Annotated in this window: 20 protein-coding genes; 8 read left to right on the top strand and 12 right to left on the bottom strand. The window is 65.6% G+C overall.

Annotated features, from left to right (window positions below; all coding sequences use genetic code 11):
* Positions 1-15: 15 nt before the first annotated feature.
* The 3 genes from J2R80_RS29940 to J2R80_RS29950 all read right to left on the bottom strand — a co-directional run bounded on the left by J2R80_RS29940 (position 16) and on the right by J2R80_RS29950 (position 2,212).
* Positions 16-345 (bottom strand): multidrug efflux SMR transporter, encoded by a 330-nt coding sequence (locus J2R80_RS29940; protein ID WP_028332217.1) that lies wholly within the window; start codon positions 343-345, stop codon positions 16-18.
* Positions 346-348: 3 nt separating this feature from the next.
* The gene (locus tag J2R80_RS29945; protein WP_253639872.1) at positions 349-1,026 is read right to left on the bottom strand and encodes a glutathione S-transferase family protein; all 678 of its coding nucleotides are present in this window, start codon (positions 1,024-1,026) and stop codon (positions 349-351) included.
* A gap of 82 nt (positions 1,027-1,108) precedes the next feature.
* Positions 1,109-2,212, bottom strand: a complete 1,104-nt coding sequence (locus J2R80_RS29950; protein WP_057020017.1) for an anhydro-N-acetylmuramic acid kinase — start codon at positions 2,210-2,212, stop codon at positions 1,109-1,111.
* A gap of 152 nt (positions 2,213-2,364) precedes the next feature.
* On the opposite strand from J2R80_RS29950, the gene tyrS reads away from it, so the two are divergent.
* Together tyrS and J2R80_RS29960 are read left to right on the top strand one after the other, a co-directional pair.
* Positions 2,365-3,618, top strand: a complete 1,254-nt coding sequence (tyrS, locus tag J2R80_RS29955) for a tyrosine--tRNA ligase (protein WP_057020016.1) — start codon at positions 2,365-2,367, stop codon at positions 3,616-3,618.
* Positions 3,619-3,674: 56 nt separating this feature from the next.
* Complete coding sequence (locus J2R80_RS29960; protein ID WP_057020015.1) at positions 3,675-4,922, top strand: MFS transporter; 1,248 nt, start codon at positions 3,675-3,677, stop codon at positions 4,920-4,922.
* Between the two features lie 675 nt (positions 4,923-5,597).
* Here J2R80_RS29960 and J2R80_RS29965 read toward each other — a convergent pair.
* Positions 5,598-9,302, bottom strand: a complete 3,705-nt coding sequence (locus tag J2R80_RS29965; RefSeq protein WP_253639873.1) for a DUF3971 domain-containing protein — start codon at positions 9,300-9,302, stop codon at positions 5,598-5,600.
* 227 nt (positions 9,303-9,529) lie between these two features.
* On the opposite strand from J2R80_RS29965, the gene J2R80_RS29970 reads away from it, so the two are divergent.
* Both J2R80_RS29970 and J2R80_RS29975 read left to right on the top strand, forming a co-directional pair.
* Complete coding sequence (locus J2R80_RS29970; protein ID WP_253639874.1) at positions 9,530-10,240, top strand: peroxiredoxin; 711 nt, start codon at positions 9,530-9,532, stop codon at positions 10,238-10,240.
* Positions 10,241-10,340: 100 nt separating this feature from the next.
* On the top strand, positions 10,341-11,696 hold the full coding sequence (locus tag J2R80_RS29975; RefSeq protein ID WP_253639875.1) for a M23 family metallopeptidase: 1,356 nt from the start codon (positions 10,341-10,343) through the stop codon (positions 11,694-11,696).
* 70 nt (positions 11,697-11,766) lie between these two features.
* Here J2R80_RS29975 and J2R80_RS29980 read toward each other — a convergent pair whose 3' ends face one another.
* Both J2R80_RS29980 and J2R80_RS29985 read right to left on the bottom strand, forming a co-directional pair.
* On the bottom strand, positions 11,767-11,970 hold the full coding sequence (locus J2R80_RS29980) for a hypothetical protein (protein ID WP_076832286.1): 204 nt from the start codon (positions 11,968-11,970) through the stop codon (positions 11,767-11,769).
* Positions 11,967-12,842 (bottom strand): DUF6502 family protein, encoded by an 876-nt coding sequence (locus J2R80_RS29985; RefSeq protein ID WP_253639876.1) that lies wholly within the window; start codon positions 12,840-12,842, stop codon positions 11,967-11,969. Before J2R80_RS29985 ends, J2R80_RS29980 begins: the two co-directional genes overlap by 4 nt.
* A 174-nt stretch (positions 12,843-13,016) precedes the next feature.
* On the opposite strand from J2R80_RS29985, the gene J2R80_RS29990 reads away from it, so the two are divergent.
* From J2R80_RS29990 to J2R80_RS43520, 3 genes are all read left to right on the top strand, one after another.
* On the top strand, positions 13,017-13,448 hold the full coding sequence (locus J2R80_RS29990) for a hypothetical protein (protein ID WP_253639877.1): 432 nt from the start codon (positions 13,017-13,019) through the stop codon (positions 13,446-13,448).
* 216 nt (positions 13,449-13,664) lie between these two features.
* The gene (locus J2R80_RS43515; protein ID WP_309143776.1) at positions 13,665-14,117 is read left to right on the top strand and encodes a hypothetical protein; all 453 of its coding nucleotides are present in this window, start codon (positions 13,665-13,667) and stop codon (positions 14,115-14,117) included.
* Positions 14,102-14,734, top strand: coding sequence for an O-antigen ligase family protein (locus J2R80_RS43520; protein ID WP_309143777.1), 633 nt, complete (start codon positions 14,102-14,104; stop codon positions 14,732-14,734). The genes J2R80_RS43515 and J2R80_RS43520 overlap by 16 nt, the downstream gene beginning before the upstream one ends.
* 220 nt (positions 14,735-14,954) lie before the next feature.
* Here J2R80_RS43520 and J2R80_RS30000 read toward each other — a convergent pair whose 3' ends face one another.
* Positions 14,955-16,190 carry an ABC transporter substrate-binding protein gene (locus J2R80_RS30000; protein ID WP_057020008.1) on the bottom strand — a complete coding sequence of 412 codons (1,236 nt, stop codon included), beginning with the start codon at positions 16,188-16,190 and terminating at the stop codon, positions 14,955-14,957.
* Positions 16,191-16,363: 173 nt separating this feature from the next.
* On the opposite strand from J2R80_RS30000, the gene J2R80_RS30005 reads away from it, so the two are divergent.
* Complete coding sequence (locus J2R80_RS30005) at positions 16,364-18,517, top strand: carbamoyltransferase C-terminal domain-containing protein (RefSeq protein ID WP_253639878.1); 2,154 nt, start codon at positions 16,364-16,366, stop codon at positions 18,515-18,517.
* Here the strand turns inward: J2R80_RS30005 and J2R80_RS30010 are convergent.
* From J2R80_RS30010 to J2R80_RS30030, 5 genes are all read right to left on the bottom strand, one after another.
* Positions 18,477-19,412, bottom strand: a complete 936-nt coding sequence (locus J2R80_RS30010; RefSeq protein WP_253590356.1) for a DMT family transporter — start codon at positions 19,410-19,412, stop codon at positions 18,477-18,479. The genes J2R80_RS30005 and J2R80_RS30010 overlap by 41 nt on opposite strands.
* A gap of 83 nt (positions 19,413-19,495) precedes the next feature.
* Complete coding sequence (locus tag J2R80_RS30015; protein WP_057020005.1) at positions 19,496-20,365, bottom strand: NAD(P)-dependent oxidoreductase; 870 nt, start codon at positions 20,363-20,365, stop codon at positions 19,496-19,498.
* 3 nt (positions 20,366-20,368) lie between these two features.
* A protein-coding gene (prfB, locus tag J2R80_RS30020) for a peptide chain release factor 2 (protein ID WP_141342568.1) occupies positions 20,369-21,500 on the bottom strand; the annotation gives its coding sequence in 2 pieces (ribosomal slippage) (positions 20,369-21,430 and positions 21,432-21,500; 1,131 coding nt in all).
* A 106-nt stretch (positions 21,501-21,606) separates the two neighbouring features.
* On the bottom strand, positions 21,607-24,108 hold the full coding sequence (locus J2R80_RS30025; RefSeq protein ID WP_028332239.1) for a penicillin-binding protein 1A: 2,502 nt from the start codon (positions 24,106-24,108) through the stop codon (positions 21,607-21,609).
* Positions 24,109-24,344: 236 nt separating this feature from the next.
* Positions 24,345-25,655 carry an N-acetylmuramoyl-L-alanine amidase gene (locus J2R80_RS30030; RefSeq protein WP_253639879.1) on the bottom strand — a complete coding sequence of 437 codons (1,311 nt, stop codon included), beginning with the start codon at positions 25,653-25,655 and terminating at the stop codon, positions 24,345-24,347.
* Positions 25,656-25,890 lie beyond the last annotated feature (235 nt).

Genomic DNA, 25,890 nt, shown 5'->3' on the forward strand with positions numbered 1-25,890 from the left:
CTACGGTCCCTACTTTCATTCCGGCGCCAGCTTCAGCGCCGCAATCCCGACCAGCACCAGCGCAATCCCCGCGACCTTCATCGGGTTCAAGGCCTCGTTGAACAGCAGCACGCCCATGGCCAGCGTGCCGGCCGCGCCGATGCCGGTCCACACCGTGTAGGCGACGCCGACACCGAGCACCTGCAGCGCGCGTCCGAGCAGGAACACGAACGCGGCGAGCAGCAGCAGCGAGACCAGCGTCCAGCCGAGCCGCGTATAGCCTTCGGCATATTTCATCGAAATCGCCCAGCCGACGTCCAGCAGGCCGGCGACGACGAGCGCGATCCAGGCAACCGAATGAGACATGGCTTACGCGGCAAGCTTCAGCATATGCGCGCGGTGGCCGACCAGGAACGCGTGCAGCAGCGCCGGATAGTCAGGCGACACCGCACTGCGTACGCTCGGCCGCTGTGCCAGCGCGCTGCGCCAGGCGCGAAGTTTTGGCGTGTGCGTGAAAACAGCGAGATCGGTCAGCTGGTCGAACAGATCGAAATAGCGGAAGATCGGCGCGAACACCGCATCCACCAGACTGAAATTCTTGCCGGCGAAGAACGGACCAGCGCCGAGTGCGGCCTCGACGCGCGCGAATTTTACCACGACCGCCTGCCGCTTGCTCTCGAAGGCCGCGGCATCGGTGGCAGTCTCGAGCCCCCAGAGATCGCCGAGAATGGCCGAGCCGAACTCCATCCAGGCGCGATGCTCGGCGCGCGTGAGCGCGTCCTCGGGATGCAGCTTGGCGCCGGCTTGCGTCTCCTCGATGTACTCGCAGATCACATTGCTCTCGAACAGCGCGACCTCCTTGCCGTCGTCGCGCGTCACCACCAGCACCGGCACCTTGCCGAGCGGCGAGATCTTCAGGAACCAGTCCGGCTTGTTGGCGAGATCGATGTCGATCCGCTCGAACGGCACGCCCTTCTCACGCAGTGCGATCACCGCGCGTTGCACATAGGGGCAGAGCTTGTGGCTGATCAGTTTCAGGGCGGCCATGACGAACCTCGCGTTCAATGCAACTGCATCGAATTAAATGCAGCGGCATGGAACTGTCAAGGTAGATGCATTTGCATCTAAATCACGGTCGCGCGATAATGCCCCCGGTCATCGGGATCGGCACCCCCGTTGTGGCAGGGTAGCTCAGAGGCAGGCCCTTCATGCCGCGCGCGGCAAGGAAGCCGAACGCCTGCGCCTCGATCGCATCCGCCGCCCAGCCGAGCGCCTCGGCCGGCTCGACGGTCGCCGGCGCGAGGCGCTCGCGCAGCATCCGCAGCATCGTGAGGTTGGAGGCGCCGCCGCCACAGATGATCCAGCTTTTCGGCTGTTTCGGCAGCAGCGGCACGACGCGGGCGATGGCCGCGGCCGTGAAGGCGGTCAGTGTCGCGGCGCCATCGGCCGGCGCCACGGCGCCGAGCTTGAGACTGGCGAAGTCGTTGCGGTCGAGCGATTTCGGCGGCGGCAGCGCAAAGAACGGCAGCTTCAGCGCCTGTGCGATCCAGGCGTCGTCGGGCTTGCCCATTGCGGCGAACTTGCCGGCGGTGTCGAACGGCTGATGCATCTGACGGAACATGAAGTCGTCGAGCAGCGCATTGCCCGGCCCGGTGTCGCAGGCGATCAGCGTGTCCGTGCCGTCGATATACGTGATATTGGAGACGCCGCCGATATTGACCACGACGATCGGCCCCTCGCGGTTCAGCGATTGCGCCAGCGCGCGGTGGTAGACCGGCACGAACGGCGCGCCCTGCCCGCCGGCCTCGACGTCGGCGGCACGGAAATCGTGCATCACCGGAATGTGGATCACCTTGGCGAGCGCCAGGGCATCGCCGATCTGCACCGTCAACCTCCGCTCGGGGCGATGCAGCACGGTCTGGCCATGGAACCCGACGATGTCGATATCCTGGGCCGAGATCCGGTGCTGTGCCGTGAAGCTGGCGACCGCCTCGGCATGGGCCGTGGTGACGGCCTGCTCGGCCTGCCGCAAAATCCCCGGCCGGGCGTCGCGCCGCGACAGATGGACCGCCTCCGTCAGCGCCTGGCGCAGCAGGCTGCGCTCGCCTTCGGTATAAGGCCGATAGCCCGAGGGGCCGAAGGCCTTGATCTGGCGGCCGTCGGTCTCGATCAATGCCACGTCGACCCCGTCGAGCGAGGTGCCGCTCATCAGACCGAGTGCCGTTAACATCATGCTGGAAGCGCCCCAGCCGGGAACCCCCGGCTTGTCTCAAACAAGTACATCCTATAATGCCACTGCGCGTCCGCCTGCGGCAGCCTCAAGCATCAAGGTTCCGCAAATAGATGCAAAAACCGTAAAACAAGAATGATCTGGCTCGCCGACAAATGACTGCATTTAAATCGGATTTCCTGAACACTTTACAGGAACGCGGCTTCGTCCACCAGTGCTCCGATTTCGAGGGCCTCGACGCGCTTGCCGCGAAGGGCCAGGCGACCGCCTATGTCGGCTATGACTGTACCGCGCCGTCGCTGCACATCGGCAACTTCCTCACCATGATGATGCTGTACTGGCTGCAGCAGAGCGGCAACAAGCCGATCACGCTGATGGGCGGCGGCACCACGATGGTCGGCGACCCCTCCGGCAAGGACGAGACGCGCGCAATGCGCACGGTTGCAGAGATCGAAGCCAACAAGGTCTCGATCCGCGGCGTGTTCGCCAAGGTGCTGCGCTATGGCAACGGGCCTTCCGACGCCATCATGCTCGACAATGCCGAGTGGCTGACCAAATTGAACTGGATCGAGATGCTGCGCGACATCGGCCGGCACTTCTCGGTCAACCGCATGCTGACCATGGACTCGGTGCGGCTCCGGCTCGAGCGCGAGCAGGAGATGAGCTTCATCGAATTCAACTACATGGTCTGCCAGGCCTACGACTTCGTCGAGCTGTCGCGCCGCGCGGGCTGCCGGCTGCAGATGGGCGGCTCCGACCAGTGGGGCAATATCGTCAACGGCGTCGATCTCGGCCGCCGCATGGGCACGCCGCAGCTGTTCGCGCTGACCACGCCGCTGCTCACCACCGCCTCCGGCGACAAGATGGGCAAGACCGCCAAGGGCGCGGTGTGGCTCAACGCCGACCAGTTCTCGCCCTACGATTTCTGGCAGTACTGGCGCAATGTCGAGGACGCCGACGTCGTCAAGTTCCTCAAGCTGTTCACCATCCTGCCGATGAGCGAGATCAGCAAGCTTGCGGCGCTGGCCGGCGGCGAGATCAACGAGGCCAAGAAGGTGCTGGCGACCGAAGCGACCGCCCTGCTTCATGGCCGCGATGCAGCGAACGAAGCCGCCGAGACCGCGCGCCGCACCTTCGAGGAAGGTGCGCTGGCCGAAACCTTGCCGACGGTGGAAATTCCGCGCGGCGAATTTGAAGCCGGCGTCGGCGTGCTGGTCGCCTTCGTCAAGGCCGAGCTCGTCGCTTCCAACGGCGAAGCGCGCCGGCAGATCAAGGGCGGCGGCCTGCGCGTCAACGATGCAGCCGTGACCGATGAGAAGATGCTGCTGACTTCGGCCAATCTCACGCCGGAAGGCGTGGTGAAACTGTCGCTCGGCAAGAAGCGCCACGTCCTGCTGAAGCCTGCATAGGCGCATTCGCATTTGTCGGTTGTCGGGAGCGCGGAAAGCGCGCTCCCATCTTTCCGATGGACCAGACCACGCCTCCGAACGACACGCTTGCAACGCCGGCGAAGCAGTCCCGCGTCGCGCTGAACGTGCTCGCGCTCTGCTTCGTGCTGTCGGTGCTTGGGCGCGGCCTTAGCGACAGCTTCACCGTTTTCCTGAAACCGATCTCGGAAAATTTCGGCTGGGACCGCGCCTCTGTGGTGTCGGTCTACTCGCTGACCTGGCTCGCCAGCGGCCTGACCGCGCCACTGGTCGGACGCCTGTTCGACCGCTCGGGTCCGCGCCTGGTCTATGCGCTCGGCCTCTCGCTGCTCGGTTGCGCCTTCCTCGTCGCCTCGCGCGCGCAAGCGCTCTGGCAATTCCAGCTCAGCGTCGGCCTCTGCGTCGGTTTCGGCACCGCGCTGATCGGCAATGTGTCGAATTCGATCCTGCTCGGCCGCTGGTTCGGACCACGCCTGCCGACCGCGATGGCCGTGATGTATTCGGCGACCGGCGCCGGCCTGTTGCTGCTGTTGCCGCTGTCGCAGGTTCTGATCGACCGGATCGGCTGGCGCGAGGCCTATCAGGTGTTCGGCGTCGGCGCGCTCTGCCTGCTTGTTCCGCTGGTCTTTCTGCCGTGGCGGCTGCTCGCCGGCGGATCGCCGCATATCGTCCGGAAAGCGGAAAGCAGCTTGGCCGACGAAGGCTGGACACTGCTCAGCGCGATGCGCCACCACGCCTTCTGGGCGCTGTTCTCCACCTTCTTCTTCACCGCGATCGCGATGTATGCGCTGACCGCGCAGATCGTCGCCTATCTGATCGATGTCGGCTTCCCGCCGCTACAGGCGGCAACCGCCTGGGGCTTCTCCGGCGTCGCGCTGTTCGTCGGCATGCTGGGCGTGTCCACCCTCGACGGCATCATCGGCCGCCGGCCCTCGGTCTTGTTCAGCTACGGCGTCTCGATCCTCGGCATCATTCTGCTCTGGCTGTTGCAGTGGTATCCGAACTACTGGCTGCTGACCGGCTTCATCATCTGCTTCGGCAGCATGATCGGCTCGCGCGGCCCGTTGATCACCGCGACCGCGCTGAAGATATTTCGGGGCGAGCGCGTCGGTACGATCTACGGCACGATCATGATCGGCAGCGGCCTTGGATCAGGGCTAGGCTCATGGGGCGGCGGCCTGATCCACGACTGGACCCACAGCTACAATCCGCTGATCGCCTTCGCGCTGGTCAATGTGGTGCTCGGCCTGATCCCGTTCCTGGTGGTGCCGGCGCTGCGACGGTGAGTTCGGACGCGTCCGCTTGCCCCTGCGGAGGCGATGTGGAATCCGACACGAACGCATGCCGGCCTTGGGCCAACGCCTTTGGGCCGACAGGCGGCATTCGCGAAATGAAACAGGCCGCCAACAGCAGCGGCCCTAGTCGATGGCTCCAATTCCTTGATTGCGAGAACCGACTCGAGCAGGCTTGTAAGCCCGGAGGTCGATCCTCTGGTCCGGTACTGCTAGCCGCAGCGACGAACTCTCCGGACCGATCCGTCGTCACGCTCGATCGTGACGGTGCGGCATCCGCGATATCCGCGATCATACCCGTAGGCGCGATAAGCGGGTCGATCGTAGTCTCGGTAGTAACGGGGCTCCGGGCCCACTCTCACGCCGCCGAGCGGAGTATCAACGGCAACCTGAGCTGACGCGGGTGCAATGGAGATCGGCGTGGCCATAGCGAAACCGGCGACCGCCAGTACACCAGCCAATAACAGGGCTCTCATGAGAGTTCCTCCTGAGTTGTTGAATTGCTCTCCAACATCCCAGACAGGGCAAGGTTCCTGCGCGAACGTCATCCGGGCGGCGGGCCGCTCGGACTTGGTCGCAGCCTCGGATGAATGCGGACAGGAACCCGCCGCTGCGCGTCAGCGCGCGAGCTCGACCGACCTTGAAAGCAGGCGTCGATGAGCGAGCGTTCTAGTTGTTCGTCGTCGGCAGATCGTTCGGGCCGTACTGCTTGAACTCGAAGATCTTGCGCGTCAGGCCGGGCGCCAGCGCGGAGATCGGGTTGACGCGCAGCACCGGCGCGCTCGGCGTTCCCACCACTTCATACGTCACGCCGATCAGGCCTTCATTGCTGCCGGCGCCGAGGAAAATCCCGAAGAACGGGATCTGGCCGAACATGTTGTTCAACCCGTACATCGGAATGAAGGTGCCGTTCATCCGCACCTGGTTTCCGATATAGTCGATGCTGCCTTCGATGGTCGCGCCGATGGTCGGTCCCTTGACCACACCATTGCGGATCGAAAGCTGGCCGCTCTGGCGCGTGAATTCGGCGCGCAGCGCGTCGAACCCGATGCCGTTCTGGGTGCTGACCGGCCCGCCGGCAACGGCGCGATCGAGTTGGGTTTCGCCCTTCACCGAGAATCCGGTGATATTGATGAGCCCCTCCCTGGGGCTCGGCTCGGGGATCGGCGGCTCCATCGCGAGCGTAAGCTGGCCGCCGACCACCTTCGAATAAGTATCGATGAAGCGCAGGAACGCACCGGCGTCGCTGGTCTGCAGATAGATCACCTCGCGGCCCTGCTGGCGTCCGCGCATATCGACCGTGACGGGGGTGTCGCGGCCGACCTTGCCGCTCAGCGTGAACGCCTTGAAGAACCCGTTGCGGCGCGAGACCTTGGCGTCGACGCTGCGCAGCGCTTCGCCGTTGAATCCTGCGACCGCGCCGAGTTTCAGATCGACATCGAAATCGGTGGTCCTGGTCTTGCTCTTGGGATCGCTGTCGCGGCCGGAGATCGCCGACTTCAGGAAGCCGCGACCGTCGAACACGTCGCCGCGCATCGTCACCTTGATCACGCCGTCGGGACCGCGATCGGCCCGCAGCGAGGTCTTGTCGCCTTCCGACGGCGCGTAGGTCGGGAAGTACGCATTCATGAGATCGCCGTTCTGGTCGACCTCGAGCGCCCCCTTGATCGACACGCCTGCGCCGTCGATCGAGATATCCTCGAACCGGGTCGATTGCCCCTTCGGCACCACGTTGAAGGTCGCTTTGCCGGCACGGCCCTGCGCCTTGACCCAGCCCGGCAGGATGTTGTCGAGCTTGAGCTGGGTCAGGTCGGCCTCGACGCCCATCTTGGTGGTGGGATTGTCGCCGCTGCCAATCTTGCCGCTCAGCTTGATCGGGATCGCGCCCGAGACCGCGGGACCGAGATCAAGCCCGAGGCGCGCGCGGCTCGCATCATCCAGCGTCGCCTGCAGCTTGACGTCAGCGTCGCCTTCGGCCGGCTTGCGGTAGTCGAGCGAGGCCGCCTGCCCGTTGATCTTGACATCGCCCTTGACCTGGAAACCGGCATTGCTGGCGATCACCTTCAGCGCGTTGGCTTCGAGCTTCTGGTTCATCACCAGCTTGTCGACGGCAACGCCGGCGATGTCGGCGGTGACCGAGTAGAGCGTATCGGCCTTGGTCAGCTCGCCCTTCACGGGCATGCCGAGGTTGATCGTCGCGGTGACGTTGCCCTTGCTGGCGTTGGGATCGATCGGCGGACCGGAGAGATCGCTGAGCCGGTCGGAGGCGAGGATTTCGGCGGCAGCCGGCACCGGACAGTCGACCCGGAACTTGACCTTCGACGGCGACGGCTTCGGCGCCATGTCCGGCACCTCGAAGGTGAAGTCCGACAGCGTGATCTTGCGGCCCGCCGGCGTGTCGGCAATGCCCTGGTTGATGGTCACGGTCGCGCTGCGTCCGGTCACCCTGGCCTTCAGATCCGCGTCATGCACCGCGGGCATCTGGTCCACCGGACGCACTGTGACACCGGAGGCGACAATGTTGACCGAGAGGCCGTCATCCGGAATCGGCGGTCCCTTGCGCGACAGGTTGTGCACCGGCGAATTGACGCCGACATCGATACGCTGGAGCGTGCCGCGGTCGATCCGCTCGAGCACCCATTCGCGAACCTCGGGCACGATGATGACCGGCCACATCCGTTTCAGGGCCGAGGCCGACATCGGCGTGCCGGCGAATCCGAGCTGCAGCCGCGGCTCGCCGGAATAGTCGATGCTGCCGGTTCCGGCGACGCCGATCTCGCCATTGGAGATGTCGGCCTGGGTCAGCAGCACGCGCTTCTTGTCGGTGTCGAACCGGAAGCCGATGTTGATGCGATTGAAGATCAACGGTGGTTCGTTCTTGTCGGCGCCGGCCAGCACGATGGTGCCGCCCGACAGGCCGGCCTGCCAGTCGGTGACGTTGTCGTTCGGCGGCTCGAGATGGCCGAGCAGCGTGATGCGGTTGGCGCCCGAGACGACCTTGATCGGCGCCAGCAGTACGCGCCGACCCGAATCCCATTCCACGCTCATCTCGGCCGCATCGATCGGCATCGGATAGTCGGGCGTGTCGGTGTCGATGATGTTGCCGGCGCCGACATTGATCTTGCCGCGGAAGTATGTCGGCAGGCCGTCGCGGCCGAGTTCGCCCTTCATCTCGCCCGACAGCGGCAGGTCGGCGGTGTAGGTCAGATCCTTGGTCCGGAGCGCGAGCAGGATGTTCCGGGTGGAAACCTTGTCGGCTTTGATGTCGACCGAGCGCACGCCGTTCTGCTGCGGTCCGACCAGCACGCGCACCGACCAGGGCTTTGCGCCCTCCTCGCCGAAGCTGAGCGCGACGCCGCCGCCGCTCGGGCGCCGCAGGCTGAGGCTGATGTTCTCGAAGCTCCATTTGTTGCCGCGCTGCTGATCGTCGACGACGAGATTGCCGTTCTTCAGGCCGATCTCGTTGAGGTTCTGCCCGTCGAGGCCGGTCATGCTGAGGCTGTCGAGCCAATCGAGACCGGCGAGCAGCCCGCTCTGAGCCGAATCGGACGCGCCCGCGGAGGGCTCGGCGGCAGCTGGCGGCGAGGCAACCGGCGGCGGCGGGGCTGCGGGTGTCGGACGCGGGAATGTCGGCGGCATCCCCGCCTCCCGCTTGGAGGCAACGCCGGTGGCCAGCGGTTTTGCGGTGTCACCGGCGGACACGGTGACATTGCCGTCCGGCGTGATGCGCACCGACAGCTCCGCGTCGACCAGATTGAGGCTCTCCGCCCGCAACTGGCCCACCAAGAGCGCGGTTCCCGACAGGCGCACTTCGGCCTTGGGCGCGCTCGCAACCACCGCATGGTCGCGGTCGCGGACGATGATGTCGCGGATGCGCACCGCGATCCTGACGCGGCCGGCGCGCTCGATCTGCGTTCCGCCGACCTCGACCGTGTTGCCGTGGCCGATGTTCTCCTCGATCGCCGCGGCGAGCCACGGCGTCGCCATGTCGAGATTGATCGGGCCGGCGCCGAGCCGCCACCACAGCCCGCCGAAGCAGGTCGCGAACATCGCGACCAGCACCACGAGGACCAGTCCGATGCGACGGATCCAGCGCTCGCCGTTCAACCAGCGCCGCATGCCGGAGCAGAAATCGGTGAAGCGATGCAGGTTGGTGTGGGAACGCGCCAGCAATTGCCGCGCACGGTTGCCCGCCGCCTCATCCTGCTCGTCCCACGCAGCGTCGTCCTCCCATTGCGAGAGGTCAGCCCCGGCGCGCGGATTTGGACCCTGCGGCGACGTGTTCCTTGCCATTGCCTCTCGGTGCTGACGGCGAAGCTGATCGCCGCCATCGGGGCGCCCGTCGATCCGTATCGAGCGCTCCTGTGCCGGCATCGCCGCCTATCCTCGCCTAATCATGTTACTCGCCGATGGCCCCCAGAGCGGACCAAACCAACCAATCAAAAGCCAATTCAGCAAGCGGACGGGTCACGCGTCGAATTCCTTGTCACCATACTCCGTGGCCATCAAACTTGCCCAGCGGCCGGTGCGAATCCGGCCGCCGCCAATAAGACCGCAATACCCCAATGGTTGAGCTTCGGAAAGCGACGAAAGGAAGGCGTATGTCCAAGAAAACGCGCAAGAAATCCTCCAACACAACCGGGAAGCGGGTCGCAACAAAGGTTGCGCGCGCCGCAAGCGCAAGCACTGGGAAGTCCGCGACGAAAACCCGCACGGCGGTTGCGAAGAAGGCAGCCAAGAAAACGACCAAGGCGACCGCAGCGGGTGTTCGAAGCAAAGCCTCGCACAAGGCGGCATCGAAACCGTTAAAGCGAGAGCCGGCCGCGACCGTGACCAGTTCGTCCGCCGTCACACTTGCCGAGGGCGCCGCGGCGCCTGGCTTCAACCTGCCGCGCGACGGCGGGGACAGCGTTTCGCTGAAGGATTTTGCCGGCAAGAAGCTGGTGCTGTTCTTCTACCCCCGCGCCGACACCCCCGGCTGCACCCGGGAGGCGATCGATTTCACCCGGCTCAAAAGCGAGTTCGTAGCGGCAGGGACCGAAGTGGTCGGCATTTCCGCCGACACGGTTAAGGCGCAGGAGTCATTTCGAAACAAACACCAGCTGTCGGTGCCGTTGGTCTCGGACCCAGCCCACCAGATGCTGGAGGCCTATGGCGCCTGGGGCGAAAAATCCATGTATGGCAGGACCTTCATGGGAATTATTCGCACGACGGTTCTGGTCGATTCCGGTGGAAAAATTGCCCGGATCTGGCGTCATGTGAAGGTCGACGGCCACGCCGAAGCGGTATTGGAGGCTGCCCGGGCGCTCTGATCGGACGGGTTCCGTTTCCTTAAAATTAACCATGACGGGCTCAAATCGGCCCCGCAAATTAGCCGTACGGAGCTTGGTCCGACCGGCCGCGGGAGTACCGATGTCGAGCCGGTCCGGTCACCACAAACACCATCATCCGCAGGACCATGGCCGGACGCCGGTACGCCGTCCGGCAGCCCATCACCCCGCACCTGCCGCCGCGGCGGTGGCGGCCTCCGGCGAGGGCTATACACTGGTCCATGCCGGCAAGCAGGTCCGGTTCGGGCCGGTGGTGTTCTGGATCATCGTCGGCACCGTGGTGCTGCTCGGCATGTGGTCGGCCGCGACCGCGACCTATTTCGCGTTCCGCGACGACGTGCTGACCCGGCTGATCGCGCGCCAGGCCGAGATGCAATACGCCTATGAGGACCGCATCTCGGAGCTGCGCGCCAAGGTCGACCGCACCACCAGCCGCCAGCTGCTCGACCAGGAGCAGTTCGACCAGAAGCTCGACCAGATCATGAAGCGGCAGTCGACGCTGGAATCGCGCGCCACCGCGCTCGGCGCGATGCCTGACGTCACCAGCACCGGATCGATCAAGCCGCAGGGCCGCGCCGAGGCGGCGCCGTCCTCAGGCGCGCTGAAACCCTCGCCGATCAGCGACACCGTGATCTTCGTGGCGCCGCCGGATCGCGAGGCACGACTGGAATCGCGCGCGCCACTGATCGCCAAGACGCAGCCGAACCAATTCGCCAAGGCCCAGGGCGTCGACAACGTGCTGGTCCGTCTGCAGACCTCGCTTGACCAGGTCGAGCGACGCCAGGTTGCCGCGCTCGCCTCGGTCGAGGACAGCATCGATTCCAAGGTGCGCAGGATGCGCGGCGTGATCTCCGATCTCGGCCTCAACATGGCGCAGCTCGAGGCGGCGACGCCGCGCTCCGGCATGGGCGGGCCTTTTGTCCCTGTGAAACTCTCTGCCGACGCCGGCGCGTTCGAACGCCAGCTCTATCGCATCAACATCAACCGGGCACAGATGCAGCGACTGAACCAGACGCTGGCGCTGGTGCCTTACCGCAAGCCCGTGGTCGGTGAAGTCGAATTCACCAGCGGCTTCGGCGTGCGCTCCGACCCCTTCCTCGGCCGGCCGGCAATGCATACCGGCCTCGACTTCCGCGCCGCGCAAGGCGATCCGGTGCGTGTCACCGCCAACGGCAAGGTGGTGTCGGCGGGCTGGGCCGGCGGCTATGGCCGCATGGTCGAGGTCGATCACGGCAACGGGCTCTCGACCCGCTACGGCCATCTCTCCGAGATCGGCGTCAAGGTCGGTGAATACGTCAAGATCGGCCAGGTGATCGGCGCCGTCGGCTCGACCGGCCGCTCCACCGGTCCGCATCTGCACTATGAAACCCGCATCGACGGCGAAGCGGTCGATCCGCAGAAATTCCTCCGCGCCGGCGTCCGGCTCAGCGCGGGCTAGCTCAATCTCACGACGATCGATCTGAAGATCGGCGCAAGCGGTCTCGCTTGCGCCGATCTTGTTTGTGGTTTCAGCGGCGGCCGCCGCCCATGCCGCCGGGCGGTCCGCCGCCACCGAATCCGCCGCCGGGCCCGAACGGACCACCGCCACCGCCGCCAGGGCCGTTGCCCTGGTCGTTGCCGCGCTTCTTGACCTGCGCGCCCGCGAGCGACGTTCCGGCAAGCCAGAACGCTGCCAACAGCGCGCGGCGCGAAATGACCGGCGGGCGCTTCACGCTGCACCGCCTTCGTCGGCATCGTCATCGACCGGACCATCCGGCCCCTCGCGGTAGATGTAGATGCCGAAATTCAAGCGATAGTCGCCGCCCTTGTCTTTTGCGAGCGCGCGGTTGGCCTCGCGGTTGGCGACCTTGAGCGCCTCCATCGCCAGCTCGCGCGAGCGGCCCTCGAGCCGTTTCGCCAGCTTCGCCGACAGGCCGTCGTAATGCACCGCGCGTTCGAGGAAGCGCGGCGCGGCCGACGACACGTTCATCTCGGCGACCGCCACGTGATCATGCAGGTTGCGGCCGAGATAGTGCCATTTGCGGTCGTCGTCGCCATGCGGCACGAAGGCCTCCTCGACCAGCATGATCTCGTCGTCGTCATTGATGGTGACGAGCTTGCGGTCGAGCCATTCGTCCAGCACGGCGCGCGGCCGCACATCCTTGGTGATCGATTCGACCAGCGTCTCGAACGACGGCGCGCCTCCGTCCGCGGTGCGCGGCAGCGGCAGCGGATCGCCCTTGGCATCGGTGAACTCGGGCCCGGCCAGCCAGCGCGCGATGATCGCGCTGGTGCGCGACAGCGTCGCCGGCACCGCATTGACCGGCGCGCCGGCGCCGCGCAGCCGCGCCACCTCCTTGCGGTGGATGCCGGTCAGCAGGCTGACGCGGCTGTCGGTCTGCTCCTTGCCCTCGAGCGCGAAGCCGTGCTCGGCGACGTTGACATAGAGCTCGCGCAGCAGCTGGGTCAGCGCCGGAAACGTCATGCCGCCGCGGATGCAGAGCCGCACCAGCGGACGCAGCATCCGCGCCAGCGGCGCATGCAGCTTCGCTGCGGCGATCGGCGCGGACGATCCCACCTTCGACTTCGGGGCCTTGGCATTCATGCCTAACTTTTAGCCGTCCGCGGCGTGGGACACAATCCCACCTCTCTTGCCCCCTCACTTGACGTGTGACATTTTCCCACCTATGGGAAACAAAATCACCTCCGGACACAGCTCGCGCGCTCGCCAGCGGGTGTCACGGAGTCCGGCACTGCCGCCATCGCCACGGACCGCTCCATGACGTCTGCCCGATTCGACCTTGCGATCGCGGAAGCCTGCCGGATCGCCCAGGTTCCCTTTGAGGAGTTCGTGTCGACGGTGATGGCGGGCGGCTACCCCTGTCTGCCGGGCGTTGCGCCCGGATCGCCGCGCCGCTTCGACGAAACCGACCTGCTCGCGCTCTACATCTACGGCCGCCTGCTCGCCTTCGGCTTCGGCGGTCTGCGCGCCGGCGAATATGCCTGCCGCGCGCATGCCGGCCTCCGCGCCGAGCCACGCGCGCAATCGATCTCGATTGCGCTGACCTCCGCCGGCGGCAAGCGCGTCGTGATCGAGCAGGATCTGCAGCGCCCGGCAGCGGCAATGCTGCCTGAGCGGATTCATTTCGACATCGCCGCGATCAGGCGCCAGTTGCAGCCGATCGAACGCAGCACCGCCGAGCCGGCCTGAAGCTCCGCTAGAGCACGCATCCGACGATGCGTTCCGACCTCTCCCCGCACGCGCGGCGAGGTGAAGCGGAGGCCGTTGCTCGATCCACAAGTAGGCTCATGGCGCTTTAGGTACGCCCGCATTCGCTCGCCCGTGCCCTCGTGGCGCGACCGCGCCATCATGCGTTCCGCCGCCGTCGGCAAAAATTTGTCCACCACCATACGTGGGACATAATCGTTGCCGATCGCGCTGGTCGCACTCGCCGTGATCGGTGTGGCGTGGTCGGAGACGAGCTGGGCCGAGCGGCTGCAAGGCATCAAGCCGCTCAGCAAGCTGCTGCTGCCGTTCCTGCTCGGCTATTTCCAGCCCTCACAGCGCGGGCTTTGGGTATTCGTAGCCTTCCTGGTATCGTGCACGCCGCTGATGATCCTGTCCTGGATCGCGCTGGCGGCGCCGCAGCTCAAGCTCGCGCACACCGCCTCCGACGGCGTGCCGGTCAAGAACTACCTCGACCAGAGCCAGGAGTTCGCGCTCTGCGCGTTCGCGCTGGCGCTGCCGGCATTGACGGCGCTGCGGGCCCGGCAATGGCGATTCGCGGCCGGCGCCATCGCGCTGATGCTGCTGTTCGTCGCCAACATGCTCTACGTCGTCTCGGCGCGGACCGCGCTGTCTACATGCCGGTGCTGTTGATCCTGTTCGCCTCGCTGCATCTGTCGCGGCGCGCCACGCGGCTGCTGTTCGCCGGCGTCGCGGTCACCAGCCTCGTGGTCTGGACCACGTCTCCCTACCTCCGCCAGCGCATCGCCGACGTCGGCATCGAGTATCGGGCCCACGATACGTCAGGCATCGCTTCCACGGCGCAGCGCCTGACCTATTGGCGGAAGTCGGTGAAGTTCATCGGCGAGGCGCCGTGGCTCGGGCACGGCACCGGCGCGATTAGGCGCATGTTCACGCAGGATGCCGTCGGACAAGCGGGCCTTGAGGCCGAGCTGATCAACAACCCGCACAACCAGACCCTCAATGTCGGGGTCCAGTGGGGGCTGATCGGCATCCTGCTGCTCTACGCGATGTGGATCAGCCACGTCAGGCTGTTCGCCGGCCGCGATCTCGTGAGCTGGATCGGACTCGCTGTGGTCGTGCAGAACATCACAAGCTCGCTGCTCAATTCGCATCTGTCCGATTTTCACGAGGGCTGGATGTACGTGATCGGCGTCGGCGTCGCCGGCGGCATGGCGCTCCGCGCCCGCCGGCCGGAGAAGATTTTGGCGGACAATGCCGCGGCAGGCGGGTTGAAGCGGCTTGTATAATCCGGAGCTGCATCTGCTCGCGCCGTGTGTGCCTCACCGGTGGCGCAACAAATTCAGCGTCGTCCCGGCGTAGGCCGGGACCCATTACCACCGAAGACGATTGTTGCGCGACGCTAGGGCCACAGCTTCCTCACCAACCCAATCCTGTGGTTATGGTCCCGGCCTACGCCGGGACGACGGTGGTGTTTGCCGAGCGAGCATCGGCTTCATCACTCCCCGCCTATCGCGACGCTTCGTGCCCGACCTCACCGGTGATGACGTCACCGAACAGCTCCCACGCATCGCCGTTGAAGCGCATCAGCTGCATCTGCTCGATCGGGAAGTAGTCGTCGGGAGAGGTGTTGACCATGACGCCCGGCAGCATCAGGTCGGAGTGGAAGTTCTTCAGGTTGGCGGCCTGCTTCATCACGTTCTCGCGCGTGAGATTGTCGCCGCATTGCTTCAGCACCTGCATCATCGCCTCGGCCTGGACATAGCCATAGAGGTTGTTGGCATTGGCCTTGTCGCCGTCGGGATAATACTTGTCCATGAAGGCGCGCCAGCTTTGCACCGCCGGATCCTTGTCCCAGGTCGGATCGGTCGGGTCCTTCAGGTAGGCGGTCGAGATGATGCCCTTGGAGAACTCGAGGCCGGCCGGTTTCAGCACCGAGGCGACCGAGGTCGCGGTGTTGGCGAGGAAGAATTTCGGCTTCCAGCCGAGCTCGCCCACCTTCCGGATCGCCTGCGCCGAGCCCTTCGGCGCCGCCCAGGAGAAGAAGATGTCGGCGCCGGAATCGTGCAGCGCGACGATCTGCGAATCGATCGAGGGATCGGAGACCTCGTACGACTTGTCGGCGATGATCATGCCGACCTTGTCGCCGAGCCCGTCCTTCAGGCCCTTGAACTGATCCTTGCCGGCATCGTCATTCTGCCAGAACACCGCGATCTTGCTGTCGGGGAATTTGTCGCGAATGTACTTTGCGTAGATGCGGCCCTCGCTCTGGTAGTTGGGCTGGAAGCCCATCGTCCAGGGAAAGTTCTTGGGATCACCGAACTTGGTGCCGCCGGAGGCGACGAACAATTGCGGCACCTTCTTGGCATTCATGTATTTCATGATTGCCGAATTGGACGGCGTGCCGAGCGGCTGGAAGATCAGCAGCACCTCGTCGCTCTCGACCAGCTTGCGCGCCTGCTCGATCGCCTTCGGCGGCGAATAGGCGTCGTCGTAGCTGATGAAGTTGATCTTGCGGCCGTTGATGCCACCCTGCTCGTTGGTCATCTTGAAGAACGCGGCCTCGGTCTTGCCGATCACCCCATAGGACGACGCCGGGCCGCTGTATGGCATGATGTTGCCGATCTTGATTTCGCCATCACTCGCGCCGGGATCGTATTTCTTCTGCGCGGTGGCCGAGGTCGCGATCAGTGCCGCACTTGCGAACGCCGCGATTGCGCCAATATATCCGAAACGAGCCGGCATCGTTTTCTCCCGATTTTTGTCGTTGGTTTTGGCGGCAAGTCTCGCAAGAGACGCATGTGCTGGCAAGCGCTGGGTTTTTCCGCTGGGTTTTTCCGTTGGGCGAAACGGCATTGTTGCCTGGCGCTATTTATGATTGAAGGTCGATCTGGGGATCACGAGTCGAGGCGTTCTGATTGCGTAAACCGGACATCCGTACCGGTCCGCGGCATCCGCATCTTGCGGCCGCGGGCTATGAGATCACGCGCCGCCTCAGCGAGTCTGCGCTGGCGAAGCGTGGCCTGCACAAGGCCAATGGCGCGTTCGCGCAGCGCACGATCGCCTCGATCCGCGAAAAGCTGCAGCGCGGCGAGACCGTCTATATCGCAGGCCTCGCCTGCCCCGGCACGCACAATACCGGCGTCGCGCTGGTCGAGATCACCCAGAAGGACGGACCGCGCCTGATCGTCAACAACGAGGAAGAGCGCTTCTCCGGTAACAAGCACACCAACGAGTTCCCGCAACACGCGCTCGACGACATGCGCAAGGTGTTGCACCGGATGGGCCGCGACATCGGCGATATCGCCGCCTTCGTCACGACATGGGACTATCCGGCGCTGCTGGCGATGCTGATCCGCACCTCGCTCGAGGAAGCGCCGGCCAGCCTCAAACTGCTGCGCGCCCCGATCGCACCGGCGATCAATCTGCGCCAGCTGGATCAGGTGCGGCGGCTGTCGCACCGGCTCGGCAGGATGTACGGGCTCGACAAGCAATTGCCGCTGATCTGCATGCCGCATCACGACAATCACGCCTGGTACTCGTTCACGGCCTCGCCATTCGCCGATGCGCGCGAGCGTGTCGCGATCGCGGTGCTCGACGGTACCGGCGACGTCGGCTCGATCTCGCTCTATGTCGCCGAGAACGGCGAGATGAAGCAGCTCTATTGCAACGAGAGCCTGTTCGACTCGCTCGGTGCTTTCTACACCGTGATCTCATCCAGCCAGGGCGGCTGGACTTGGCTGTCCAGCGAGGGACGCTACATGGGCGCCGCCGCCTGGGGCGACATGAACCGCGCCACCAATCCGTATTATCAGCGCTTGAAGGCGGTGCTGCAGCTCGGGCCCAACGGCAGCGTGCAGCTCAATCGCGCGATGGCCAATTGGTACGCCGATCCCGCCGACAATCCCTATCGTCAGCCGCTGATCGACATTCTCGGCCCGCCGCTGCGCCCGGACCAGCTCTGGAATCCCGACGCCGTGCTGCGCGTCGAGGACATCAATCACCGCCCCGACACCAAGGACCGCGTTGATAAGGCAGCCGCGACGCAACTGGTGTTCGAGGACGCGATGATCCATGTCATCGACCATCTCCTGCGCACCACCGGCACCGACCGCCTGGTGCTGACCGGGGGCGTCGCGCTGAACGCGCTCGGCAACATGCGTCTGCTCGAGCATTTCGACGAGGCCTGGTTCGAAGGCGCACAGCAGCGCAAGACGCGGCTGCATATGTGGGTGCCGCCGGTGCCCGGCGATCCCGGCGTGCCGATCGGCGCCGCCTGGCTGTTCGCGCATATGGCGGGCGCGCCGCGCGGCGCGCCGCTGTCGCACGCATTCTATTGCGGCCTGCCGCCCTCGAACGCCGGCATCACCGCGGCGCTGCAAGCCGACGACATCGCCTCGACCGAGATCGGCAATGTGGCGACGTCAGAAGGGCGCGATGCGGTTGCCGACCTGATGGCATCCATGGTCGCGCAAGGCGGCGTGATCGCGATCTATCAGGGCGCCGCCGAAACCGGCCCGCGCGCGCTCGGCCATCGCTCGATCCTCGCCAATCCCTGCGATCTCGAGGTGCGCGAGCGGCTCAACGAGCGCGTCAAGTATCGCGAGGCGATCCGGCCGCTGGCGCCGATGGCGACGCTGCAAGCTGCGCGCGATTATTTCGAGCTGGAAGACGGCGCCTCCGACGCTGACTACAACGCCTATAACTACATGGTGCTCACGGCGCATTCGAAGCCCGAGGCGCGCGCGAAGATTCCGGCGGTGGTGCATGCCGACGGCACCGGCCGCATCCAGATCGTGCGCGAGGCCGACGATCCCCTCACCTATGCCTATCTGAAGGCGCTCGGCCGTCATATCGGCGTCGAGATGTCGGTCAACACCTCGTTCAACGTCGCAGGTCCGATCGCGCAGACGCCGGCGCAGGCGATGGACACGCTGCGCCGCTCCAAGGGGCTCGATGCCGTGGTGTTGGTCGCCGACGACGGCACCGCCTACGCCGCCTGGCACGGCGGCGAGCGCGACAGCGGCCGCTTCAGCGGATGGTATGCGGCGTGGAAGCAGGCGCGCGGCTGAACCAAACCAGCACGCGGCCGTCGATCAAGAGCAGCGCGCTCGCGATCACCAGCGCGCCGATCACCTCGCGCAGTGCGATCGGCTCGCCGAGCACGAGATAGCCGAGCAGCATCGCGGTGACCGGAATCAGCAGCGTCACCAGCATCACATTGGTCGCTCCGGAGCGCTGCAGGATCTGAAAGAACACGATATAGGCCAGCGCCGTCGACAGCGCCGCGAGCCCGAGCACGGCGAGCCATGTCGCGGGATGCGGCATCGGCAACAGCCACGGCCGATCGACGACGGCGGCGATGGGCGCCATCAGCACCGCCGAGGCCATCATCTGGAACGTCGCGGTGCCCAAGGGCGGCACGCGCTGCGGCAGCCGCCGTCCGACCAGCGCCGCGATGCCGTAGCTGAAGGCGCCCGCGAGGCACAGCAGGATGCCGATGCCCTGCCGGCTCTCGAAGCCGAGCGCATCGCCATGCAGGATCGCAACCCCGATCAGCCCGACCAGAACGCCCGCCACGCGGCGCGCTTGCAACCGTTCCTCGCCGGCCGCCGCCATCACGACCACCGCGAACAGCGGCGTCGTCGCGTTGAGGATCGAGGCCAGCCCGCTCGGAATATAGGTCTGCCCGAACACGATCAGCGCGAACGGCAGCACATTGTTGAACAGCCCCATCGCAACGAACGGCGTCCAGCCGGACAGGCTGCGCGGGAATTCGATTCCGGCGGCCCGCAGCAGCGGCAGCAGGATGATCGTGCCGAGCACGACGCGCAACAGCACCAGGGTCAGCGGCGGCAATTCGCGCAGGATCACGCCGTTGAAGAAGAACGAGCCGCCCCAGAGTACCGACAGCAGGACAAGCAGCCCCCAGTCGCGGCGATCGATCCAGTTGTCGGCGGAAGGCATGTCGGGCACTCACCTGCAGTCGGACAGGTGACTAGGGCAGCGCCGCGAATATTCCCACCCGATTTCCGACAATGGCGGCCCGCCTATTTCGGCCGCGACACGATCTCGATCATCTGGCCCTCGTCGGCGTCGGGCGCATGGGCCTTCGCCTTGTCGTAGGCGGCGAGCGCGGCGCGGCTCACGGGCACGCCGGGCAGCAAGGTCTCGGCGAGCCGCACGGCGTAGTCGGCATCCTTGTGGCGCAGCGCCGCGGTGAACGATGCGCCGGAGAAGTTGCGGTCGATCATCCGCTTGGAGTGGCGGATCACCTGCGGGCTCGCCACCGCGCCGGTCGCCAGCGCCTCGGCCACCAATTGCATGTCGAGGCCCGCCTGCTCGGCGATCGCCACGCCCTCGGCGAGGCTTGCGATCTGCACCGCGCCGATCAGGTTGTTGATCAACTTGAACACAGTGCCGGTGCCAACCGCGCCGAAATGGCGGATCGTGCTGCCAATCGGCGCTAGGAACGGCCGCGCCCGATCGAGATCGGCGGGATCAGCGCCCACCAGCAGCGTCAGCTTGCCGGCCGCCGCCGCCTCCGGCAGGCCGGTGACCGGGCAATCGATGTAGACCAAGCCACGGCTCTGCAGTTCGCGCGCCATCTCGACCGTGTGCTGGTACGAGACCGTGGAGCATTCGATCGCGAGCGTGCCGGCCTTCATGTTGGCGGCGGCGCCGTCCCTGGTCAGCCAGACCGCGCGCGAGGCTTCGTCGTCGGCGACCATGGTCACGACAGCATCGGCGTCGATTGCGGCATCCTCCGGCGAGGTCGCCCACAGCGCGCCGCGAGCGATCAGGTCCGCGGCCTTGGCCTTGCTGCGGTTCCACACGGCGACTGTGAAGCCGGCATCGAGGTAACGGCCGGCCATGCCGTGGCCCATGCGTCCCAATCCGATGAAAGCGACGCGCGGCATGGGCTAATCCACATCCTCAACGGAGCCGGGCCCGGTGCCGAAGGCACGCTGCGCCAAGGTCGCCGCCATGAATTCATCGAGGTCGCCATCGAGCACCCCCGACGTGTCGGAGGTCTGCACACCGGTGCGCAGGTCCTTCACCATCTGATAGGGCTGCAACACATAGGAGCGGATCTGGTGACCCCAGCCGATGTCGGTCTTGGCGGCCTGATCGGCGGCAGCCTGCTCCTCGCGCTTCTTCAGCTCGATCTCGTAGAGCCGCGCGCGCAGCATGTCCCAGGCCTGCGCCCGGTTCTTGTGCTGCGAGCGGCCGGCCTGGCAGACCACCGCGATGCCGGTCGGGATGTGCGTCAGGCGCACCGCCGATTCGGTCTTGTTGACGTGCTGGCCGCCGGCGCCGCCCGACCGCATGGTGTCGGTGCGAACATCGGACTCCTTGATCTCGATCTTGATGGAGTCGTCGATCACCGGGAAGATCTGCACCGACGAGAACGAGGTGTGCCGCCGCGCGTTGGAATCGAACGGCGAGATGCGCACCAGGCGATGCACGCCGGCCTCGGTCTTCAGCCAGCCATAGGCGTTGTGGCCGCTGATCTGGATGGTGGCGGACTTGATGCCGGCCTCTTCACCCTGGGATTCTTCGAGGAACTCGATCTTGAAGCCGTGCTTCTCCGCCCAGCGCGTGTACATGCGCAGCAGCATCTGCGCCCAGTCCTGGCTCTCGGTGCCGCCGGCGCCGGCATGGACTTCGAGATAGGAATCGAACTTGTCGGCCTCGCCCGACAGCAGCGCCTCCAGCTCGCGCCGGGCGACCTCCTTCTTGAGATCCTTGAGCGCCTTCTCGGCCTCGGCGACCACGCCCTCATCGTTCTCGGCCTCGCCGAGCTCGATCATGCCGATATTGTCCTCGAGCTCGCGCTCGACCTTGCCGATGCCTGAGAGCGCGTCCTCCAGTGAGGTACGCTCCTGCATCAGCCGCTGGGCCTTCTGGGGATCGTTCCAGAGATTGGGGTCTTCAGCGAGCTTGTTCAGCTCAGCGAGGCGTGCCGTCGATTGTTCGACGTCAAAGATGCCTCCTCAGCAGCCCGACTGACTGCTTGATCTCTTCAACAAGGCGTTCGATTTCCGCGCGCATGGTCTTTCAGGTGTTGGCTAAAAAGGTTCCGGGGGATGTAGCGACCGGCGCGGCAAAGCGCAATCGACTTGGCCGCACTATCCCGGCGATTTGGCCGGACAGGCCGCTAGTAAAGCCCCCCGGTTCCCGGACGCATGAAGAAGCCGCCATCCGGCTGCGCCCCATTCTGCGACGGCTGCGGGCCAGGCGCAGGGCCGCGCCCATCGGCATCGGCGACGCCGATGACCGAATAGTTCTCCGGCGGCGCGGTGCCCGGCTTGAAGGCTTCGAGGATGGTGTTGCCGCCGTCGCCGGGACCGGCGCGCATGCCGGTCTTGGCGTCGACGCGGATCAGCTTGATGCCGGCCGGAACCTTGAACGGCGTCGGCGGCTTGTCGGCGAGCGCAAGCTTGAGGAAGTCGCGGGCGATCGGCGCTGCGACGTGGCCGCCGGTGGCGGCGCGGCCGAGATTGCGCGGCTTGTCGTAGCCCATGTAAACGCCGACTGCGAGATCCGGCGAGAAGCCGACGAACCAGACGTCCTTCTCGTCGTTGGTGGTGCCGGTCTTGCCGGCGATCGGCTTGCCGACCTCCTTCACGACGGTCGCGGTGCCGCGCTGGACCACGCCTTCCATCATCTCGGTGATCTGGTAGGCGGTCATCGGGTCGAGCACCTGCTCGCGGCGGTCGACCAGCTGCGGCTCCGGCTGGCTCTTCCAGCCCCCGGGCGCGTCGCAGCCGCGGCATTCGCGGGTGTCGTGCTTGAAAATGGTATGCCCGTAGCGATCCTGGATGCGATCGATCAGCGTCGGCTTCACCCGGCGGCCGCCATTGGCGAACATCGAATAGGCCGTGACCATGCGCATCACGGTCGTCTCGCCGGCACCCAGCGCATACGACAGATAGTTCGGCAATTCGTCATAGACGCCAAAGCGCTTGGCGTATTCGCCGACCAGCGGCATGCCGATGTCCTGCGCGAGCCGCACCGTCACGGTGTTGAGCGAGCGCTGCAACGCGTTGCGCAGCGTGGTCGGGCCGTAATATTTGCCGGTCGAATAGTTTTCCGGACGCCACACGCCGGCGCCCTGCCCCTGATCGATCTCGATCGGCGCGTCGATCACCGTGGTCGACGGCGTATAGCCATTGTCCAGCGCCGACGAGTACACGATCGGCTTGAACGACGAACCCGGCTGCCGGTAGGCTTGCGTCGCGCGGTTGAACTGGCTCTGGTCGAACGAGAAGCCGCCGACCATCGCGAGCACGCGGCCGGTCCACGGATCCATCGCCACCATGGCGCCGGACACTTCAGGCAATTGCCGCAGGCGATACTGGCCTTCGACCGCGTTGCCGTCCTTGGTCACCAGCGGATCGGCGTAGATCACGTCGCCCGGCTGCAGCACCTGCGAAACCGCGCTCGGCGCCTTGCCCTTGGTCTTGGCCCAACGTACGCCGTCCATCGTGATGATGCCGGTCTGCCGCTCCTTGCTGACCGCGCCGCCGAGTTCGCGGCCCGGCTGGAAGCCGATCCGCGCCGACTGATCGCTGGTCTCGAGCACGACAGCCATCCGCCACGGCGAGATGTCGGAGAGCGACTTCACGTCGGCAAGCTTGACGCCCCAGTCACCGGAAATGTCGAGCTTGTGCAGCGCCCCGCGCCAGCCCTGCGCCTCGTCGTAATTGACGAGCCCCGCGACCATGGTCTTGCGCGCCATCACCTGGATCTTGGGATCGAGCGTGGTGCGCACCGACAGGCCGCCCTCGTAGAGCTTCTTTTCGCCGTAGCGCTCGAAGATGTCGCGGCGGACCTCCTCGGCGAAATATTCGCCGGCGAAGATATGCGCGCCGTTCGAGCGGCTGGTGACGTTGAGCGGGTCCTTGCGCGCCTTGTCGGCGTCGGCCTGCTTGATCCAGCCGTTCTCCAGCAGACGATCGATCACATAATTGCGGCGCTCGATCGCGCGGTCGCGGTTGCGCACCGGATGCAGCGCCGCCGGCGCTTTCGGCAGCGCGGCGAGATAGGACGCCTCCGCAATCGTCAGCTCGTTGACCGACTTGTCGAAATAGACCAGCGACGCCGCCGCGATGCCGTAGGCACCGAGGCCGAGATAGATTTCGTTCAGATAGAGCTCGAGGATGCGGTCCTTGGAATAGGCGCGCTCGATGCGCATCGCCAGCAAGGCTTCCTTGATCTTGCGGCTGAACGAGACCTCGTTAGTGAGCAGGAAGTTCTTCGCGACCTGCTGGGTGATGGTCGAGGCGCCCTGCGGGCGACGGTTCGAGCCGTAGTTCTGCGCATAAAGGATCGCAGCGCGCGCCATGCCCTGATAGTCGATGCCGCCGTGCTCGTAGAAGTTCTTGTCTTCGGCGGCGAGGAAGGCGTTGATCACGAGCTTCGGCACCGCCTGGATCGGCAGATAGAGCCGGCGCTCCTTGGAGTATTCGCCAAGCAGCGCGCCGTCGGCGGCGTGCACGCGGGTCATCACCGGCGGCTCATAGTCCTGCAGCTGCGAGTAGTCGGGCAGATCCTTGGAGAAATGCCAGATGGCGCCAGCGACGGCGGCGACACCGACCAGGAACACGACGGTTCCGGCGGCGAACAAGAAACCCATAAACCGCACGAGCAGGCGCATTATCGACGTTCCGTTCCTACCCTCCGGCGCTCAGTCGTCAGAAGCGCCTGTCCAAAAGTGCGAAAGCCTCACACAACGAAGCTTTGGCCAGCGAGCCACCTTGCGCACGCGAGTATACAAGAGCCGCCGGACAATATGGTCGATTCTGCGGACCTGCGGTCCATTGTCTATACCGTCGCGGCTGTGGCCAAACTAGGGCTTCGGCGCAACGGCCCCGGCTTTTCAGCGAGCCGATTTCACTTTGCCGACCCGGCAGTTGCCAGCCGTTTGGCGAAGAACGTGTCGATCGCCTGCACCATCGAGCCGACCGCCTTGTTCCGCCAGCTCTCCGAGACCAGGTGCTCGAGGTCCCCCTTGTTGGAGACGTAGCCGATCTCGACCAGCACGGACGGCACGTCGGGCGCCTTCAGCACCCGGAAGCCGGCCGATTTGAGCGGATGCTTGTGCATCCGCACCGTGGTCTTCATCTCGTCCATCAGAAGACGGGCGAAGCGATTGGAAAACGTCTTGGTTTCACGCTGCGCGAGGTCGATCAGGATGTCGGCGACCTCGGTCGGTTCGTCGGTCAGGTTCACCCCGCCGATGGCGTCGGCCTTGTTTTCCGCCTCCGCCAGCCGTTCGGCCTCGGCGTCGGAGGCCTTGTCCGACACCGTGTAGATCGTGGCGCCCTGGGCATCGCCCTCGCGGCGCGGCAGGGCGTCGGCGTGGATCGAGACGAACAGCGCCGCGGACTGGGAGCGCGCGATCTTCACCCGATCGTTGAGCGGGATGAAGGTGTCGTCGGACCGCGTCATGACCACCCGATACTTGCCCGACTTCTCGATCCGGTCGCGCAGGGCAAGGCCAAAGCCGAGCACCAGGTTCTTCTCGGTCTGGTCGCCGGATTGCGTGCCGTTGTCGATGCCGCCGTGACCGGGATCGATCACGATCAGCGGGCGCGCGTCGGTGGCCGCGACCGGCGGCAGCGCCGCCGAGGTGACGGCCGGAATGGTCGCCGTGGTGGATTCGGAAATCGCCGGTTTCGATTCGGGCCGGCTCGCGGGCGCCAGCGACTGCACGAAGCTGGTGCGGTCGACCTCCTCGAAGTCCAGCACCAGCCGCGGCGGCTGGCCGTTGGCGGCGTCGAGCACGTAGGAATTGGCGATCTTCACCGGTCCGGTGAGGTCGAACACGATCCGCGAGCCGCCGGGCATCACGAGGCCATAGCGGAACGCCTTCACCAGGCCCCGCCCCGCCGAGCCGGTGCCGGCCGCGAGCTGAAAATCGACCTGCGGGATATCGACCACGACGCGGTAGGGGTCAGCCAGCGGGAAGGCGCGAAATTCGATCTTGCGGTCGAGGTCGAGGATGAATCGGGTCTGCTTGGCGTCGCCGGCGAGCCTGGCGCCGGATGCGACCGGGAAATTCGGGGAGCTCGCGGCCGGCGCAGGCGGGCTGTTCTGCGGGCCCTCAGCGGCGCTCGGGGCGCCGGCAACGGCAAACACCGATGTTGCGGCGCAAAATAGCCCGCATCCCAGAAAAACAAGGTGTTTGGCGCGGTTCGCCACCCGATTCGTAGCCTCCCAGCTGCTTCTTACCGCATTAGAACCACACGGTTAATCGCCCCCTAATGACGCTCCGGCGAAAAGAACCGAGTGTTGCGGCGGCGTGACGCTTCCCTTGCACGCGGCGGTCAATCCACGTATGTACGGGGTGCTGACGGCTAGTACTCCCGGTTGTGTCGCGTTCAGCCTCCCGGTGCAGCGGTGGAACCTTCCTGATCGAAGATCCCGCCGTGTTTTT

Source organism: Bradyrhizobium sp. USDA 4541 (assembly GCF_024171085.1).
Lineage (GTDB): Bacteria > Pseudomonadota > Alphaproteobacteria > Rhizobiales > Xanthobacteraceae > Bradyrhizobium > Bradyrhizobium australafricanum.